This is a genomic window from Rosettibacter sp. KY25, from assembly GCF_057554405.1.
Map to the genome: position 1 here is coordinate 38,348 of NZ_BAAJAO010000001.1, position 19,616 is coordinate 57,963.

Genomic DNA, 19,616 nt, shown 5'->3' on the forward strand with positions numbered 1-19,616 from the left:
ATTTACAGACTTCCATCAAAACTAAATCCAAGCAAAAATGTTCTTCCTGGCATTGGATATCCATCAATAATTTCATACTGTCTGTTTAATAAATTATCAATTTTGAAATACAATGAAAGTGGCTTAAATAAACTAATCCACGTTGATGCATTAAGTAAAGCATAACTTTGTTTTTTTTCTATTGAATTATTTGTTTTAATTGATGTATAGAGATTCGTAATAGTTTTTAATCCTATATTGAATGTGAATATTTTATAAACATAGTTAGCATTTGCATAAAATTGTTGTTGCGGAACACCAATTAACTTTGCCGAACTTTTCAAGTAACTATAGTTACTGTTTAATGTAAAATTTCTCGTTAAGAAATAACTTGCTTCGACTTCAAATCCTCGATTGGTCAATTTACTTATATTCTGGTTTTTAATATTTGGATAAACCCCGGTCATATTAATAAAATCTTTTCCTTCAATTAAATAAAATGCACCACTGAATGAAAGTTTATTTTTAAGCAATAAACTTTTAAAACCAACTTCATAACTCCAAAGTTTTTCTGGTTTCAAATCAATATTAGCACCAAACAGAAATAATTCATTCAGAGTTGGGCTTCTAAACCCTTCTGATGCAGATAAGTATAGAGATGATTTATCATCAATCAAATAACTTAAATTAAATTGAGGTATCAATAATGTTCCATAAACTGAATGGTTGTTTAATCTTAATCCGCCATTTAATGAAATTTTGTTAAATAAATTTTTGTTCAGGATAATGAACAAAGCTCTTTCTGTTATACTTTTATCAATCAACTGAACTTTATTTCGTGCAGAACCGCTATAACGTTTAATGTCGGCTCCGATTGTTATTAAACTTTTATCAATAAATTCAATGCTCTCATTGACTATTATTCCTAATGTGTTATCATTTGAATGAAATCCATCAAATACATCGTGTACACCATTATTAAAGAAAAATAAAACCGAACCTTCATGATTTGCATATCTATTTTTTATTGCCAAAGATAGATTTGCTCTTGTTACATCAGTCCAAACCGAATCATTTTTATATGGTTTGGATACAGGACCAGGATTAAAAGATTTCGTTGAATTGATAAAAGTATTAAAATCAATTGACCAAAAATTATTAATTAAGTATGATGAATTATAAATTCCTGAAATAGAATTGTAGCTTGATGATGGACGATTATCATTTGAATAATCTTTACTTATAGAAATTTTGTTTGTAAACTTATTTTTTTTGAAATCGATACTGCCTTTAATTTTGTATGAATCAAATGAACCATAATTAACATCGGTAAAAAATCTTAATCCTTCATGCTGGCTTTTTTTAGTTGTAATACATATTACTCCTCCCATTGCATTAGTGCCATAAATAACTGATGAAGGTCCACGTAACACATCGACTGCAGCTATTTCAGAAGATTGATAAATGTCTGCAATAGGATGCCCAAATATTCCAGCAAATTCTGGTCTGCCGTCAACAACAATTAATGTTTGTTGAATTCCATTTATCCCGCGTATTGAAATTTTTCCAGCTGCTTGTGAACCAATTCCGAAGCCACTTAGACCGTTTTCTGTAACAAACAAACTAGGAACTTTTCCACTAATCGAAGCAAGTAAAGCTGGCTTAATATCCTGCTTTATTTTTTCTTCGGATATAATTGAATATGCAGGAGTAAAATTCCTAAGTAATTGTTCAAATTTAGTTGCAGTTACAGTAATTTGCTTAAGTTCATAAGTTTTTGCAGTATCAGATTGTGCATGTAGAATTGTATTCAAAAAAATCACAAGAATAATAAATTTTATTTTCATTATTGCCCTTTCAAAATAATGATAAGAAATCTATGATTGAGATTATAAAATTGTCAAAGAAAATTATTCTACTTTTTTACCATTAATTATTACGTTTATTAATTTGAGTTCTTCTACGTTCTGCAAAGAATTTTCTTTTGCTACACCATCAAAATTACAATCAATAATCTGAACATTTCTTATTGGTGATTCTTTCAATCCAATAAATTCAAGTGCATATTCACTTTTCTTGCTTGTTACTTTTTCTACTTTAATATTTCTAAATATTGGTGGAAACTTTCCATCACTGCCTTCATTTGGATCATAGCGCATATTTAATCTAATAACTGCATTGCTAACTTCTCCAACTTCAACATTTCGCATGAAGATATTTTCAACTATTCCTCCTCTGTAGGAATTAGATTTAATTCTTAATGCTCTATCAAGATTTGGACTATCCATTTTACAATTTTCAATAAATACATTTCTGCAGCCACCTGAAATTTCACTTCCGATTGAAACTCCACCATGTCCATCTTTCATTACAGAATTTCTAACAATAATATTTTCACTTGGAATGTTAATTCTTCTACCATCAAGATTTCTGCCTGATTTTATTGCAATACAATCATCACCATTATCAAAATAACAACCATCAATTAAAATATTTTTGCTTGATTCAGGATCGCAGCCATCTGTGTTTGGACCTTCACTTATTGTTTTTACATTTTTTATTGTAATATTTTCTGAAAGGACAGGATGAATAATCCACATTGGAGAATTTGTAATTGTAATATCTTCAAGAAGAATATTTTTACATTTTATTAATTGAACAAAATTAGGTCTTAAATAATATCCTTTGCCAAAAACTCGTTTTTCAACTGGAACACCTTCATTATTCATTTTCATTAATCTTGGTCTTGAACTACTATCTCTTTGACTTGGCATTCCAGGAACCCAGCCATAATTTTTATTTCCATTCCATTTCCACCAATTTTCAGAACTTGCTTGACCATCTAAAATTCCTTTTCCAGTAATTGCAATATTCTCTTCTTCATAAGCATAAATCAGTGGAGAGTAATTATAACATTCAACGCCTTCCCATCTTGTAAATACAACCGGTAAATAATCATCAGGATTGGTACTAAATTTTATGACTGCTCCATCTTCCAAATGAAGATTCACATTGCTTTTAAGATGAATAGGACCGCCGCAATAATATTCACCTTTAGGTACAACAACTATGCCTCCGCCATTTTGGGAACATTCTTCTATAGCATTTTTGATTGCATCTTTAATATCTTTTTGTTCACCTTTCAAAAAATCAAGAACATTATACTTTTTATCTGGAAATTTAGGTGGGACAATAGTTTTCAAAATTTCATCAGCTTTTCTCCATTCATCCTGAGCATAATAATTAGCATAAAAGATTATAGAAAAAATCAGTAAAATTAATTTGACTTTTTTCATTTTCACACCTATTGATAAGTTAGATGAGTAATTTATAAGTATCAATTATGTTTTCTTGAACAGGTTCCACGTAAAATCAGCTCAGTATCGATAACAACATTTTTAGGCTTAAATTCATCTTGATTTTTAATATTTTCAAAAAGAATATCCATTGCATGTTTGCTTAATAAATTTGTTGGTTGGTCTACACAACTCAAAGGCGGGCAAAGAAATTCCTGAACTTTAGCATTACCAAAACAGATTAAATCTATATCTTCAGGGATTCGCAAACCAACTTCTTTAATTGCAGTATAAATCCCAAGAGCCACAGGGAAAGTTACAGCAAAAATAAATTCGGGCAAATTATTTTGCTTATAAAGTTTCATGAAAGCATCGTAACCATATTCTTCTCCAAAACCTCCTTCAATAACCCAATCAGGATTAATTTCAAGTCCATATTTTTCCATTGCATCTTTAAAACCTAATAATCTTTGTTTGCCAATGTTGATATTAGTATAACCTGCAAAGTGAGCAATTTTTGTGTATCCAAGTTTAATAGCATGTTCAACAGCCTTAAATGCACCACCCCTATCATCTACTGTAACTGTACTTATATTTTCAATTGGTGGAACTCTGTCAATAAATACAATTGGAATTTCTCGTTTCAAAACTGTTTCAAAAACTTCATAGCTATTTGTTTGCTGAGTAATTGAAACAATAATCCCATCAACTTTCATTGCAAGTAATGTATGAATGTGTTTTTTCTCAAGCTCTGCATCTTCTTGAGAAACAGTTAGAATAATTTCATAATTATGTTCCATCCCAATTTTATAAATATTTTCGATTATAGAACCAAAAAAGAAGTGAGCTATTTTAGGAACAACAACTCCAATTGTATTTGACCTTCTTGCAGATAAACTTCTGGCAATCAAATTTGGAGTATATTCAAGTTCTTCTGCAAGTTTTTTTATTTTTTTAGTTGTTTCGGGTGAAATATCGGGATGATTTCTTAATGCCTTCGATACTGTTACAGTTGATACATTCAATATCTTAGCAATATCACTTAAAGTAACAGGTTTTGATTTCATTTTTATGTTTTTAATAAATCTATCTATTAGTTTTTGTTAATTGAATTTTATTCTAATTACTAAAATAATGATTTTAACTGAATCATTCTTTAACTAAAATTAATTAAGAGGGATGACCAATTTATAGTCATCCCTCTTTGTAACATTTTTATTTAATTAAAGTCATCTTTCTTGTTATTGTTACTTCATCAGTTTTTAATTGATAGAAATAAATTCCACTCGATAATGTTTGACCTGAATAATTTTTTCCATTCCAAGTAACAGTATATTTACCAGCATTCTGAAGTTGATTGTTAACAAGTTTTGCAACTTCTTGACCAAGTGAATTATAAATTGTTAATGTTACATTGGAAGCTTTAGGTAAACTATATGTTATGTTGGTAGTTGGGTTAAATGGATTCGGATAGTTTTGTTCAAGTATATAATCTTTAGCTAAAATTAGATCTTGTTCAACACCAACTGTTTCTCCAGCTTCCCAGCGAACTTTTAAATCTGGGAACCAATTCAAATCGCCAACAGGGAATCCTCTTTCTGCACTATAATATGCTTCAACATTTGTACTATAAGAGCAATCGAGTGTATCTTCAAAATATTTATAAGTTCTTCTATCCATATCGTGCAGATTTTTATTCCATTTATCTGAAGGAGTATTTTTAGTTTTATTGCCGCCATCGGGACTTTCATACCATTCCATCATATTAACCATCAATCTTGGAATCTCTTTCAGTTTCAGATTAATTTTCTTAAAAGCAGTTGCAGCTGCAGCCCCAAGTCTGCTTTTAATATGAAGTGATAATGGAGATCCTTCGCCAAATCCATATTTTGTTAAAAAGTTTTGTCCTTCTGGAGAAATTACATAATAATTATTTTTTACAGTCCATTGAGTTGTATCGTTTGGTGCACTGAATATCCAAGTAATTCTGTTATTTCCATTAGCATAAGTTTCGCCAGTGTTAGCCCATTCTGCGGCTCTTGTAGCATCGGTAGAATCTTCACCTAATGCGAATGCATCGTAGAATAAATTATTCTTAATAATTACTTCTTTGCCAACATTACCTAAAGAAAGCAAACCATGGAATCCCATGCCATTTACAAATGAGTTATGTTCAATTAAGCAATATTGAATTCCGCCTGTACCAGCAAGTGGATTACTAAAGTTGTAATGTCTTACAACTCGGTCTTGATAATTTACAAAAGTATTATTAACAAGAATTAGTGAATCGCATGAAGCTTCTCTTAAATCAATTCCTTTCCCTGCTCCAAGATTAGAACGACCAAGGAAGCCCATGTTTGCAAATATTGTATTAGTTACCTTCACTTTTTTTGTAGCACTTCCGGTTCTAATATGCTGACCATTAATGTTATTAAAAATACAATCATCGATAATTATTGAAGAACCTTCTTGTGTAGTATTAATTATACCACCTTGCAAGTTATCCAGATAATCACTGCTTGCTTCAAAATAACCTGATACAGCAATGTTTTTCATTTCTAAATTTCCACCTTGAAGAACAAAGAGGTTTCCTGGTGGATTTTGTGGATTGCTTCCAGTTCCGGTTGGGAATTGATAAATAATTGGCTTCTTAGGACCGTTGCATACCAATCTTATCGTAACACCTTTAGCTACATTAAATTGTTCTGTGTTTAAATAAACTCCGCCACTCACAAGTTCATAAACGCGGTCAGGTAATACACCGTGATTAGCTGCTGTATCAGCCTTAATTTGTGCAATAAAGAAAGATTCGGGTGTACCATCATATGGTTTGAGTTTAAGAACATTTTGGCCAAACACAAATGATGTAAAAAATAAAATTAATAATGCAGATAGAATTAAGTTGTTTTTCTTATTCATGGTGCCTCCATGGTTTGTTGTTGAATAATATGTTTTTTATAATTCATAAAAGAACTAAATATTATAAATCTATTTTAACACCTAAATCAGCTGTTAAACCATAACGTTCACTTGTATTCAAAATTTTGTAACCATTTACACGATTGTAAACCAGATTTTCTTCTTTGATGTTTGTTAGATTATTAACATTCAAAAGGATAGCAATATGCTCGTTGAATTGATATTTAAGTGCAAAATCTAATCTTGTAAATGGATTTATTATAACATCACCCCTTCCACTTGGAGAAAATGACAAATTATATTCTGATTGATGGAACAATGAAATACGAGCAGAAACAGGACCAATATCATAACCTAATGCAATATTGCCAAAAAATTCTGGTTGATTTTCCAATTGCTGTTTAACTTCTATTGCACGTTCTGAATATTGAGGTACTTTTATTTTAACGCCAGGCAAAATTTCTTTTTCAACAAATGTTGTATCGGTCTTTGAACCTATCAGCCATGTTTCAGATCGAACAAGAGATGCATTATAACTTAAGACAAAGTTTCTAAGAAGTCCTGGTAAAAATGTGAAATTAATTTGATGTTCAAATTCAAATCCCCAAACTTTTGTTGGTTTTGGCGAATTATATGGAACTGTTAAAGCATATGTTCCGGTATGAAGTGTTTTCCATTTCAGTCCAAGGTAATGAAATAAAGTATCGCCGGTTGTATTAATTCTATTAAGCATATGGTACATATCTTTAATCTCTTTGTAAAATGCAGAAATTGAAATCAATCCAATTTCATTTCCATAGAATGATGTATTAATTTCATAGTTCCAAGCTTGTGCTGTTTTTAAAATTGGATTGCCAACAATTAATTGCTTATCGATACCAACTTGAGCCGGTCGCCATGCAAAATATTTACTCAATCTCATATTAAAATCTGGTCTTGCTAAAGCTTTATATGCTGCGATTCTGATGCTCATAAAATTTGTTGGCTTGATATTAAGATGGAAGTTTGGAAGATAAATTGTTTGAGTAAAGTTTGATGATGTATCTCTTGTTACACCAAGAGGAATTGGGAAACCACCAATTTGATTTGGAGAATATTTCGATTTATAATCATTATCTTCTCTTTCAATTCTCAACCCAGCAATAAAAGTTATGTTTTGACCAATTTTCAGAGTATTCATTATATAGCCAGCAGAAACACTTTCTGATATATCATAATAATTAGCTTGATTTGATGGATCTAAATTATACTCTCTTTTATTACCTGTTTTGTCAATTCCATTTTTATTTAGTTCATACCACTGATGCATTTTATCTCTATTAATTAAAGGATATAATTTATATGTGCCATATAAATCTCTCGATGCAGGAGTGTCATCAAGAAACTCAACAAAAGCTAACGTGTTATTTAGAGGATTTTGTAAGTATCTCTGATAAAATGCATCAAACAAAGTTCCGCTTAAATCTTTTGGTTGAATTTTTCCATCTGCTGTTAATTCATAAGGCTGCCAGTAACCCAGATAATATGGAGCATACTCTGATGTTGTTACATTTGATCTGCTTTTAATTTTATACTTAGCACCAAATTTAAATTCGCCAGACATTAAATTTCCAATTACATAATTTCTTGAAGCATTTAGAAAAGCAGTTCTTTCTTTTTCAAAGTTTCTTTGAGTATAGTAATAAGCTTCATAGAGAGTGGCTGTTCTAAAATTATTATATGCAAACGGAATTAATTTTTCTGGATTTGATTTCAAACTTGGAGTATTTGCCATCCCCGAAACACCAGCATTAGAAGGCTCATGAAAATCTATACTGTAATCAAACGGATAGTTGGCTTCTGATTGTGCAAAAGATAATCCCCAGTTTAACTTCAATCCGATTAAATTATTTTCACCTGATATTGAACTTGTATATGTTTTAATTTCCTGAACTCTATCTCTAAATGAATAAGTTACAGTTCCGCCTACTCCGCCACCAGATGGATAATCTCTTGAATGTATAATGTAATCTCGCTTTGTGCTGTTATAAACATTATTGATTTTAATATTACCTTCATCAGGAGTATTAATATCAAACATAATTCCACCGCCGTTGCGAGTTCTTACTTCATCTGTAAATTCAAGAGAGAAATCGTTGATAGCATAATCAGTTTGATTATTAATAGATTGGTCATAATCGAGGTCTATTTTTTCATTACTTCTAATTTTACTTTCTGCATTTGCATTTACACGGACTCCAATTAAATCCTTAAAGAATCTTTCGCCATACTTAAAAGAAAAATCATATTGTTTGAAGGAACTCATAATATCATTATAGCCGCCTTTTAATACTGCATTAATTTCTCTTAAAGAAGGAGCTTTTTTTGTTACCAAATTAATACTTCCAGCTATTGCGTCAGCATCTTTATCAGAAGTAAGTGCTTTATAAAGTTCAATTCCTGCAAGTGAACTTTGAGAAATTGTGCTCAAATCAAGGCCACGACTTTCAGCATCTGTTGATGCAATTCTAATACCATCGATCGTAACAGTTGTATATTTATCACTTAATCCTCGTAAAATTACTTTGTTAGCTTCACCACCTGAACGAAGGATTGATACTCCTGGAAGTCTACCAATTGATTCTGCAGCATTTGCATCGGGTAATTCTTTAATTTTTTCTTCAGATACTACATTAATAATCGTATTTGAAGCTAATTGTTGGTTAATTGCAGCAGCCTGCCCAACTGCCTGTGCTGTAATAACTACTTCAGTTCCTTCAATGACATCTGGCACCAGATTAAAATTGAAAACAACAGTTTTATTTTTCTGAATAACTACATCATAAATTTTAGGTTTATAACCAACATAAGAAACTTTAACTTTATATGTGCCTTCAGGAATTCTATTAATAACATACTTGCCTTCAATATCTGTTGCACTTCCTAAAGATGTTCCTAACAAAAACACATTTGCGCCTATCAAGCTTTCATTTGTAAGTGAATCGGTTACTGTCCCTCTTAAATTGCCCTGCGCATTTATAATCCCAAAGGTAAATAGTAAAATTAAGAAAGCATTTCTAATGTAATTCAGCTTCATACTTTTCTCCCTTTATGAACTTTGTTTTAATATGGTATTAAATTTGAGCAAAGGTAAGGTGCAATTAGAACAATAAAGTCATTGTTTACTTAATTGATAACTTAACTTGCCAAATTTTATTTTAATTGTCAAGCAAATTTTTTAAGATATTTTTAAATATAATATCTTTTATCCATTTATAAATAAAATGGAATATATTTTTTATTAAGGAGGCAATCAGAGATTTTATACAAAAATTTATTCAGCCTAAAAAGTTATACTAAAATTTTTGTAGTTAGCCAAAATGAGAGGTTTCTTTTTTGAAAGCATTATAATTTCCGATTATAATTATTAAGTAAGAGGGGACAAACTAAAAATTAGTAAACTTTAGTTATGCTGTTCAAAAAATTTTATTCCTTAGGATTATTAGAGCCGTTGTAATGTTTTTCATATGCATCAATAATATCTTTAACTAGTTTATGACGAACTACATCAGATTTATCAAAATAAACAAAACTAACACCATCAATATCTTTGAGAATTTCTTTTACCTGCACTAATCCGCTTTGTGAGTAGGATGGTAAATCAATTTGAGTTATGTCTCCAGTTATTATTGCTTTTGAGTTTGGACCTAATCTTGTCAAAAACATTTTCATTTGCATTCCAGTTGCATTTTGTGCTTCATCAAGAATTACATAAGCATTGTTAAGTGTTCTACCACGCATGTATGCAAGAGGGACTATTTCAATTATTCCTTTCTCGATATAATTTCTTAATTGTTCTGCGGGCAACATTTCTTCAAGAGCGTCATATAGTGGTCTAAGATAAGGGTCAATTTTTTCTCGAAAGTCACCAGGTAAAAATCCTAAACTTTCGCCTGCTTCAACGGCAGGACGAGCCAAAATTATTTTTTTTATTATCCCCTTTTTTAATGCTGCAACTGCAAGAGCAACTGCAAGATAAGTTTTGCCTGTGCCTGCAGGTCCAATAGCAAAGCAAATATCATTTTCTCTGGCACTTTTTATATACTTAATTTGATTTGGAGTTTTAGCTTTTATAACATCTTTTTTAGAATAGAGAACAATATTATCATATTCATTTTCATTAATAATTTCTTTCCCCTGAAGTGTTAAATCAATAATTGTTTCAACATCGGTTGGTTGAAGTTTGCCAGTAGTATTAAGCACAAAAACCATTTCCTTAAAAACTTTCTCGATAGCACTTACTTCTTCCTCTACACCTTGAATAATCACATTATCTCCGCGCACAATAATGTTGCTTGAGAATCTTTCTTCAATGGGTTTGAGATTAGAATCTCGATAACCCAGCAAAGAAATTAAATCAACATTTTCTAATTTTAATTGTTTCTCTATCTGCGTAGTTACCTCCTTTTTATAAAAAAAGCCCTCTTCATCACTAAATGAAAAGGGCTTTATGAAAATTATAGACTAACACTTTCTGAAAGTGTCACCCAATTACTTTGTTGTTTGTGATTGAGCTGGTGGAGCTGGTTTATAATTTCTTCTAATCTTATCATACTTAGCTTTTTCTTCTTCAGTCAAATTAGGAATTTTAAATACTTGTTTTGGATAAATCAAATCCGGGTTTTTAATTTGGTCTCTATTAGCTTTATAAATAATTGGCCATGCAAATGGATTATCATAATGTTCTTTCTTCTTTGCAATATTCCAGAGGCAGTCACCTTTTACAACTGTATAGTTAATTTCTTTTGGAGCTTCAACCCAAGCATCTAATTTTCTTTGGAGTTGGTTATGAACTTTATCGAAGAATTCTGGCAAAGCAGAAATTTTGTTTTTCTTCATTGCATCCAATTCTGCCTGACGGTCTGCTTTAGGAGCTTCTTTGTTATCAATTTTCTTTGTTAATGCATCAAGCTGATTTCTAAAATTATCTATATCAGCTTTTGAAGATGCTCCAACCATAGCATATAATTCTTTCATGCAATCATCATAAGTTTGTAATTTTTCACTTGTAGCTTTTAAATCAGCAACTTCTTTTTTGAGAGCATTTAATTCAGTTGTTAATGAAGCTTTTCTTTCTGTAAGACGATTAATTTCGTTCTGCCACTCCTCTTTTGTTAATTCTTGCTGCTGCGCAAAAACTTCAGCTGAGAGGAGCATTAAAGCTGTAATTGCCAATAAAAATTTGTAAACTTTCATCTATTCCTCCTTTTTTAGATTATTAAACTTTTTGAATTATAAACCAAGTTTTTCGAGATTCTTTTTGGTCTCTGCTTTTGCTTTTGCGCATTCATCAAGCTTAGCATTCTTTTCAGCAATTTCTCTTTCGAGGGCAGCTTTTTCACTCTTCAATGAATTAACTTCTTTCTCAAGTGCTTTTACTTCTGAACGAAGAGCTTCTAATTCAGCCATTTGTTCTTCGGATACACCGCTGCAGCCAGTAACGCTAAGCATTCCAGCAAATAAGGCTATAATTAGCCCGCTGCTTAAGATTTTCTTAATATTTACCATATGCTTCTCCTTTTAATTTGTGAATAATTGAATTTTGGAATTCGATATTGATGAACAAATTTATTTGAAATTGCTAACAAATCTCTTATAATTTATCTCAAATATAATTATTTTCTTTACAAAAGAAAGCAAAATCATATTTAATTATCAAACAAGTTTATTAAACCAGCCTTTTTTCAACCAAACTTGTGTAATTGTTCCCAGCAATTATGATATGGTCAAAAACCTGAATTTCCAACAGCTTGCCTGCTTCTATCAATCTTTTTGTTAATAAAATGTCTTCTCTGCTTGGGTCCGGATTTCCACTTGGGTGATTATGAAGCAAAATTATATTTGCAGAATTATTTTCTATTGCAACCTTAAAAACTTCCCGTGCATGAACCACGCTTGAATTCAAATTTCCAACTGATATTAATTCATTTTTTATAATTTTATTTGCAGAATTTAGGCATAGAACATAAAATTTTTCTTTTACTTCGTCTCTCAAGAGTGGGATGAATATTTCTGCCACATCGGAAGGTGATGTAATTTTTTTATTTGAAAACCATTTTTTCTGAGCATCGGCTCTGCGGCTGATTTCGAATGCTGCGATGAGAGTAGCTGCTTTATCTTTTCCAATTCCAGGAAATTTTTTAATTGCATCAATAGTTTGCATTGATAAAATATTCAGATTACCATATTTGCTGATTAGACTTTGTGCAATTTGAATTACATTTTTCCCTTTTGTACCTGTTCGAAGTAATATAGCAATTAGTTCTGCATCAGATAAACTCTGTGCCCCTCTTAAAATTAATTTTTCTCTTGGCCGGTCGTCAATAGGTAATTCTTTTACCTTCGACATTTTATTCCCATTCAATTGTTGATGGCGGCTTAGAACTTATATCATAAACCACACGATTAATTCCTTTAACTGAACGGATAATTTTATTGGCAGCTTTTTCTAAAAAGTCATGGTCAAATCGAAACCAATCTGCTGTCATTCCATCGGTTGATGTAACAGCTCTTAATGCTAAAACATTTTCATAAGTTCTAGCATCCCCCATAACCCCAACACTTTGCACTGGAAGCAGAACAGCAAAAGCTTGCCAGATTTTGTTGTAATAACCATCTTCGTGCAAAAGATTGATAAAGATATCGTCTGCTTCACGCAATATATCCAATCTTTCTTTTGTTACTTCTCCTAAAACTCTAACAGCAAGTCCTGGCCCTGGAAATGGATGACGATTTATAAACATTTCTGGTAATCCGAGTTCTCTTCCAATTGCTCTTACTTCATCTTTAAATAATTCACGAAATGGTTCAATCAGTTTCAAATTCATCTTTTCCGGCAGTCCGCCGACATTATGATGTGTTTTAATTGTAACTGAAGCTCCTTTGACCGAAACTGATTCAATTACATCTGGATAAAGTGTTCCTTGAACTAAAAATTCTGCATCAGGAATTTTTTTTGCTTCTTTTTCAAATACTTCTATGAAAGTATTACCAATTATTTTTCTTTTCTTTTCTGGGTCAACAACATTTTTTAATCTTTCTAAAAATAATTCCGAAGCATCAATAAAAATTAATTTTATGTTAAAATTATCACGGAATAACCTAACAATATTTTCACTCTCGTTTTTTCTCATCAATCCTGTATCAACATGAATGCATATTAAATTTTCCTTTAATGCTTTATGAACTAATACAGCTGCAACTGAAGAATCCACTCCTCCGCTTAGTGCACAAATTGCTTTTTTGCTGCCAACTTTTTCTTTTATTTCCTTTATTGATGATTGAATAAAATTTCCCGGCGTCCAATCTGCATTACAATTACATATATTGAACAGAAAATTTTCAATAATTTTTTTGCCGTCTTTTGTATGTGCAACTTCCGGATGAAATTGTATGCCATAAATTTTTTTTGCAGAATTTGATATTGCACAAATTGGAGAGTTCTCGGTTCTCGCAGTTACATTAAATTCTTCTGGCATTTCAGTTATATAATCACCGTGACTCATCCACACAATAGAATTATCTTCAACATTTTTTAACAATTCATCTTCGTGCAAAATCTGAATTTGAGCTTTTCCGTATTCTCTATTTTTTGCAGGTTCAACTTTTCCATTATGATATTTTGCAATCAGCTGCATTCCGTAGCAAATCCCAAGTATTGGAATTCCAAGCTCAAAGATTTTTTTATCAATTGTTAAAGCCCCTTCATCGTAAACGCTCATTGGACCACCCGATAAAATTATTCCTCGGGGCTTTTCATCGATTATCTTTTCTAAAGGAAAATTATTTGGATGAATTTCAGAATAAACATTCAATTCACGAATTCGGCGTGCGATTAGTTGTGTATACTGAGAGCCAAAATCAAGAATTAATATTTTTTGTGGATGAGTCATAAATTAAATTGCTATAAAAAAATTAATCATCCAATCAACCTAATTGAGATTTATAAGCTTCTGCATCAAGCAGTTCATTCAATTGCTCTGGATTTGTTAATTCAATTTTAATAATCCAGCCTTCCCCATAAGGGTCGGAATTAATCAATTGCGGTTCATTATTAATTTTAGGATTAATCTCAAGCAGCTTCCCATCAACAGGGGCATACAAATCACTTACGGTTTTAACAGCTTCGATTGTACCGAATGGTTCATTCATTTTAATTTCTTTTAAATCTGGTTTGATATCAACAAACACAATATCACCAAGCTCGCTTTGAGCAAAGTCGGTAATTCCTATAAATCCAATGTTACCATCGACTTTAATCCATTCATGGTCTTTTGTGTACTTTAAGTTATTGGGTATGTTCATAAATCCCTCTTAATATTGTTTAAATATTTGTCTATAAAAGAAGTATCAAAGTCACCTTCAATAAACTTTTCGTGTTCTAAAACTTTTTTATGGAAAGGAATAGTAGTTTTAATACCTTCAACAGTAAATTCTTCAAAAGCTCTTCGAGCACGAGCTATAGCATGTTTTCTATCTGTTCCCCATACAATTAATTTAGCAATTAATGAATCATAATAAGGTGGAATAACATATTCATTGTAAATATGAGAATCTACTCTTACACCAAATCCACCAGGGAAATGGAGATATTCAATTCTGCCGGGACTTGGTCTAAAATTATTTTCTGGGTCTTCTGCGTTAATTCTAAATTCAATTGCATGACCTCGAGGTTCTAAAGGAGGGTCGGCAATTTTTTCTCCAGCTGCAATTAAAATTTGTTGCTTAATCAAATCAAGATTTCTTACCATTTCAGTAACTGGATGTTCAACCTGAATTCTTGTATTCATCTCAATGAAATAGAAATTAAGATTTTTATCGACAATAAATTCAACAGTTCCAGCCCCTTCATAATTTACAGCACGAACACCTCTTAATGCAGCTTCTCCCATTTTTTCGCGGATTTCTGGTGTAATCAAAGGAGAAGGTGATTCTTCAATTAATTTTTGATGTCTCCTTTGAATTGAGCAATCACGTTCTCCATAATGATATGCATTGCCATGTCTATCACTTAAAATCTGTATTTCAACATGGTGAGGATTTTCAATATATTTTTCAATATATAAATCGGGCACACCAAAAGCTGCTTCAGCTTCTGTGCTTGCTGTTTGGAATAATTTTGGCAAATCTTTTTCTTCCCAGACAATTCTCATTCCTTTGCCACCGCCTCCAGCCGAAGCTTTAAGCATAACTGGATAGCCAATTTCCTTTGCAATTTTTTTTGCTTCTGAAATATCTTTAACAACACCATCACTTCCTGGAACAACCGGAACGCCAACCTTCTTCATTGTTTCTTTTGCAAATGCTTTGTCTCCCATTTTTCTAATTGAATCTGCAGATGGTCCAATAAACTTTATATTCGAATCAGCGCAGATTTCACTAAATTCTGCATTCTCGGCAAGAAATCCATAACCTGGATGAATTGCTTCGGCACCAGTTATTACTGCTGCAGAAATTATGTTTGGGATTTTCAAGTAACTTTCTGAACTTGGTGGCGGACCAATGCATACAGCTTCATCAGCAAAAATTGTATGTAAGGATTCCTTATCCGCTTCGGAGTAAACAGCAACAGTTTTTATCCCCATTTCTTTACATGTGCGGATAATTCTTAATGCTATTTCTCCTCGATTGGCAATTAAAATTTTTTTGAACAATATAACCTCTCAAAAGTTAGACGAACTACATAGTTTCAATTAAAAAAAGAGGTTGATTATATTCTACAGGTGTGGCATTTTCGACAAGTATTTTAACAATCTTTCCACTCACATCACTCTCAATCTCATTCATCAATTTCATAGCTTCTACAATGCATAAAACAGTTCCTGGCGAAACTATATCACCTACCTGAACATATGGGTCGGCATCTGGTGCAGGTGCTCTATAAAATGTTCCAACAATTGGAGACCTGATTTCATGTAAGTTCGATTTCTTTTCTTCTTTTGATTCCAGCAGTTTTGGTTCTTCTTGAACAGTGTTTGTTGCAGGAACTTGCGCTACTACTTCTGGAATTGCAGCAGGAATTTGCTGGAATACAGCTTGAGTTCCCGTATGTGAGTTCTTTGATATTTTGATTTTCAAATCACCTTCTTGAACAGAAAATTCGGTGATTTCACTTTGCTCTACAATTTTAATCAGCTTCTTAATTAAATTAATATCCATGTTCTTTCTTATTTTGTTTTATAATTTTTTTATAGAAGGGATAAAGTCAATTATACATATTAAAGATAGGAAATGCAAAAATGATATACACTTATTTATATCTGATATATCTTTCATTAAATTTATTCCCAGTAAGCAATGAAAATATATTCAGCACATGCTATAAAATCAAGTTAATAAATTAAAATCAACTTTCAACTTGAACTATATATCTCTCAACTTCTCTTGCTTCCGGGTAATTTTTATAATCTTTTTTAATTAATTCAAAAATTGTTTTTGCTTCGGACTTTTTATTTAATCTCAGCAAATTAATACCTGCTTTAAGCAAATAATCTGCATTCAAAGGATTTTCTTTTGAAATCTTTGCTGCATCTTTGTAAGCATCTACAGCTTTTTCATATTCTTTTTTTGTTTCATAATATGCAGCTTGCCCTGCTAAGGAAGCAGCTTTGAATAATGGGTTTGAACCATCATAATCTTTAAACATTTCATAAGCACTATCAATTTTGTTTAGGAATAAATAGCAGTTAGCCAAATAAATTTTTGCTGTTTCTCCCTGCTCTGTGCTGCCATAATTTTCTACAATGCTTTTTAATCCAACAATATTTTGAGCCTTTATTCCTTCAATAGCTTGTTGATATTGGCCTGCATCGTAAAGAGGAATTACTTTGGCAAGCAAATTTGCTGCAGTTAAATTATCACTTGAACGCTTATTAGAATAAATTACAATTGATACCACTATTAAAGCAACAGCTGCTAAGGCAATTAAAATTTTTGCCTGATGTTCTAAAAAGAAATTATAAACTTTGTAGTAAGTTGTAACTAAGGTATCTTGTTTAATTTCCTTTTTGGTAATTTTTTTCTTTTTTTCTAACACGTTCACCTCTTTATGATATTTTCAAAAAATTCGGCGTGAAATTTAGCAAATATTATAGACCAATTCTAATATGATTTGAAAAAATCCATGGATTTTCATTTAAATATACTTCAACTCTATAAGCACCTGATTCTTTTACATCAAATTCCAATTCAGATGAATTTTGCTTTTCAATAATTTCACCATTTCTGATTAATCTGATTTCTGCTGTTTGATTTGGAAGTAAAATTTTCAATTTCGTTCTTTCAGTAAGAGGTATTGAATCACCCATCTGATAAATTTTAATTCCATCATCAGCATAAAATCTAAATCCTTTTGAATCACCATAATAATAATTAGCTACATAACATCTCCCAGTTTCAAGAGCTTCATAAATTATTTTTTTTGTTTCATTTTTATCATTACCGGGTGATATTTCTTTATCAACCAAAATATTTGTTCTAATTGACCTGAACATTACTTTGTATGGAAAAACTTCTACTTCAAAAAATCCAAGTAGATTTACTTTATGTGCATGAGCATCAACTCCGCCAATTCCAACAACTCTTCTTTTCAAATTAAGCTTATCCCAAAGTTCTAATGTTTCTTTTGGTGGTGGTGTAATTGATTTCAAAGGATGGACAAAATAATTATACTTATTTTCTTCAGTTAAACCTTCCATCCAGACAGACATGTGATTCCAAATTTCTATTCCTGTAAACTCATCTGTATCCCATTCTGTCCATGGGTATGGTGGATGTTTTTCCATTGAATTTCTTTTTTCATGCGGATGCGCAATAAATCCAAGTCCACCTGCTTCTTTAACTTTATGAACATATTCTTTTGCAGGAAGTCTTGTAGAATAAGCTTCGTTAATATTAAATGCCAATAAATGATTTTTATTTTCTTTATCATTTATTTCACATCCAACAAGAAGAAAAGTTTTATCATACCAATCTTCATAACCTTCATGAAGTGCTCGCAAAGTATTGTGGTCAGTTAAAATAACGTAATCAAGTCCAGATTCTGCAGCATACTTTGCAATTTCCTTTACATCGCCTGATCCATCAGAAAATATAGAATGCACATGTATTGCACCTGTGTATTCAAACATAAATTACCTTTCTAATAAAGGCAGGCAGTTATTCTGATTTGAATTTTTCAGCTGTTAACCTCAATTAATGTTGTGTATTGAGTTGTTTGTTCTTTAATCAAATCAGAAAGTTTTGTCATTAAAATATCAATTCGTTCATCCTGATTATCATCAAAATTTTCAAAAGCTTCTTCTGAAGAAAAAATATAGACTTCTTCAAAATTATTTGGTTTATTTTTTTGTTCATAAACAGAATAACTTTCCAAGCCTTCTGCCTTTACTAAAGTTTTTAGTTCACGAACAATATCAAGATATTCATTTCTTTTTTCTGGGAAAATGTTGTAACGAATTGAAAAAATTACTTTGCTCATGTATTCCTCATTTAATTAATAATTCACCTTTAAAAACTGCAACTGCTGGTCCTGTCAGTGACAGGTCTTTGAATGATTTATTTTCAATTTTAAAATCTACTATGAAAGTTTCTCCAATTTTTGTAATTAATTTAATTGGTGGTTTAATGTCGTAATTCAAAAAAGAAATTAATGCTGATGCAACACTTCCTGTTCCGCAGGCTAATGTTTCGTCTTCAACACCTCTTTCATAAGTTCTGATTTTTATTAAGTTGTCTTGAATATCAATAAAATTAACATTAGTCCCTTCAGGTTCAAAATCTTTTGAATATCTTATATCTTTTCCAATTTGATAAACAGGAACATCATTTATATCATCATAATATGAATCGAGTCGTTTTGGATTTTTTAGAATATCTGAAATTTTAATCACTACATGCGGTGCACCAACATCTACATAAGATGCATTAATCAATTGTTCTTCAGCTTTTATCTTAAAATTTGTTTTTATCTTTTTTGGTTCGTTCAGATAAAACTTAACCAATTTATCATCAATAATTTCACCGCTGTATTCAATTCCATTTACTGAAAATTTTACTTTTTCTTGATTAATTCTTCCACTTATAAAAGCATATCTTAATGCACATCTTGCTCCATTTGCACATAAAACTCCAGATGTTCCATCGGAATTAAAATAATCTAATTCGAATGGATAATTAACTGAATCAGAAAAAAGCAAAACTCCATCGGCACCAATTCCTGTTCTTCGATTGCATACATTTTGAATAAAAATGTCATCCATTTCAATAGAAGGATTTAATTTCCTATCGAATAAAATGAAATCGTTGCCTGCTGCTGTCAATTTTGTAAATAAAATATTTGTAGACAAAAAGTTATTCATAGCGATTTCAAATTTAAGGCAATAA

General features: G+C 31.2%; 17 protein-coding genes. All 17 read right to left on the reverse strand.

Features of this window, described 5'->3' with window-relative positions:
- Positions 1-2: 2 nt before the first annotated feature.
- Entirely contained in the window at positions 3-1,826 is a 1,824-nt protein-coding gene (locus AC27L2_RS00205) for a TonB-dependent receptor (protein ID WP_487209638.1), read from the reverse strand.
- A gap of 63 nt (positions 1,827-1,889) precedes the next feature.
- On the reverse strand, positions 1,890-3,275 hold the full coding sequence (locus AC27L2_RS00210) for a glycoside hydrolase family 28 protein (protein WP_487209639.1): 1,386 nt from the start codon (positions 3,273-3,275) through the stop codon (positions 1,890-1,892).
- Positions 3,276-3,316: 41 nt separating this feature from the next.
- Entirely contained in the window at positions 3,317-4,342 is a 1,026-nt protein-coding gene (locus AC27L2_RS00215) for a LacI family DNA-binding transcriptional regulator (RefSeq protein ID WP_487209640.1), read from the reverse strand.
- Between the two features lie 148 nt (positions 4,343-4,490).
- Entirely contained in the window at positions 4,491-6,194 is a 1,704-nt protein-coding gene (locus AC27L2_RS00220) for a FlgD immunoglobulin-like domain containing protein (RefSeq protein WP_487209641.1), read from the reverse strand.
- 61 nt (positions 6,195-6,255) lie between these two features.
- The gene (locus AC27L2_RS00225) at positions 6,256-9,270 is read right to left on the reverse strand and encodes a TonB-dependent receptor (RefSeq protein ID WP_487209642.1); all 3,015 of its coding nucleotides are present in this window, start codon (positions 9,268-9,270) and stop codon (positions 6,256-6,258) included.
- 389 nt (positions 9,271-9,659) lie between these two features.
- Positions 9,660-10,496, reverse strand: a complete 837-nt coding sequence (locus AC27L2_RS00230; protein ID WP_487209849.1) for a PhoH family protein — start codon at positions 10,494-10,496, stop codon at positions 9,660-9,662.
- A gap of 228 nt (positions 10,497-10,724) precedes the next feature.
- The gene (locus tag AC27L2_RS00235; protein WP_487209643.1) at positions 10,725-11,429 is read right to left on the reverse strand and encodes a LysM peptidoglycan-binding domain-containing protein; all 705 of its coding nucleotides are present in this window, start codon (positions 11,427-11,429) and stop codon (positions 10,725-10,727) included.
- Positions 11,430-11,465: 36 nt separating this feature from the next.
- Positions 11,466-11,741 carry a hypothetical protein gene (locus AC27L2_RS00240; RefSeq protein WP_487209644.1) on the reverse strand — a complete coding sequence of 92 codons (276 nt, stop codon included), beginning with the start codon at positions 11,739-11,741 and terminating at the stop codon, positions 11,466-11,468.
- A gap of 160 nt (positions 11,742-11,901) precedes the next feature.
- A complete protein-coding gene (gene radC, locus AC27L2_RS00245) occupies positions 11,902-12,582 on the reverse strand; it encodes a RadC family protein (protein WP_487209645.1) in 681 nt (226 codons plus the stop codon).
- A gap of 1 nt (position 12,583) precedes the next feature.
- Entirely contained in the window at positions 12,584-14,125 is a 1,542-nt protein-coding gene (guaA, locus tag AC27L2_RS00250; RefSeq protein ID WP_487209646.1) for a glutamine-hydrolyzing GMP synthase, read from the reverse strand.
- A 34-nt stretch (positions 14,126-14,159) separates the two neighbouring features.
- Positions 14,160-14,537 (reverse strand): glycine cleavage system protein GcvH, encoded by a 378-nt coding sequence (gene gcvH / locus AC27L2_RS00255; RefSeq protein WP_487209647.1) that lies wholly within the window; start codon positions 14,535-14,537, stop codon positions 14,160-14,162.
- A complete protein-coding gene (gene accC / locus AC27L2_RS00260; RefSeq protein WP_487209648.1) occupies positions 14,534-15,886 on the reverse strand; it encodes an acetyl-CoA carboxylase biotin carboxylase subunit in 1,353 nt (450 codons plus the stop codon). The genes gcvH and accC overlap by 4 nt, the downstream gene beginning before the upstream one ends.
- Positions 15,887-15,911: 25 nt before the next feature.
- Entirely contained in the window at positions 15,912-16,391 is a 480-nt protein-coding gene (gene accB / locus AC27L2_RS00265) for an acetyl-CoA carboxylase biotin carboxyl carrier protein (RefSeq protein ID WP_487209649.1), read from the reverse strand.
- A 187-nt stretch (positions 16,392-16,578) separates the two neighbouring features.
- Positions 16,579-17,268, reverse strand: coding sequence for a tetratricopeptide repeat protein (locus tag AC27L2_RS00270; protein ID WP_487209650.1), 690 nt, complete (start codon positions 17,266-17,268; stop codon positions 16,579-16,581).
- Between the two features lie 52 nt (positions 17,269-17,320).
- Positions 17,321-18,361: a CehA/McbA family metallohydrolase gene (locus tag AC27L2_RS00275; RefSeq protein WP_487209651.1), complete on the reverse strand. Its 1,041-nt coding sequence runs from the start codon at positions 18,359-18,361 to the stop codon at positions 17,321-17,323.
- A gap of 47 nt (positions 18,362-18,408) precedes the next feature.
- Positions 18,409-18,711: an antibiotic biosynthesis monooxygenase gene (locus tag AC27L2_RS00280; RefSeq protein WP_487209652.1), complete on the reverse strand. Its 303-nt coding sequence runs from the start codon at positions 18,709-18,711 to the stop codon at positions 18,409-18,411.
- Between the two features lie 7 nt (positions 18,712-18,718).
- Complete coding sequence (gene dapF / locus AC27L2_RS00285) at positions 18,719-19,591, reverse strand: diaminopimelate epimerase (RefSeq protein WP_487209653.1); 873 nt, start codon at positions 19,589-19,591, stop codon at positions 18,719-18,721.
- Positions 19,592-19,616: the final 25 nt, after the last annotated feature.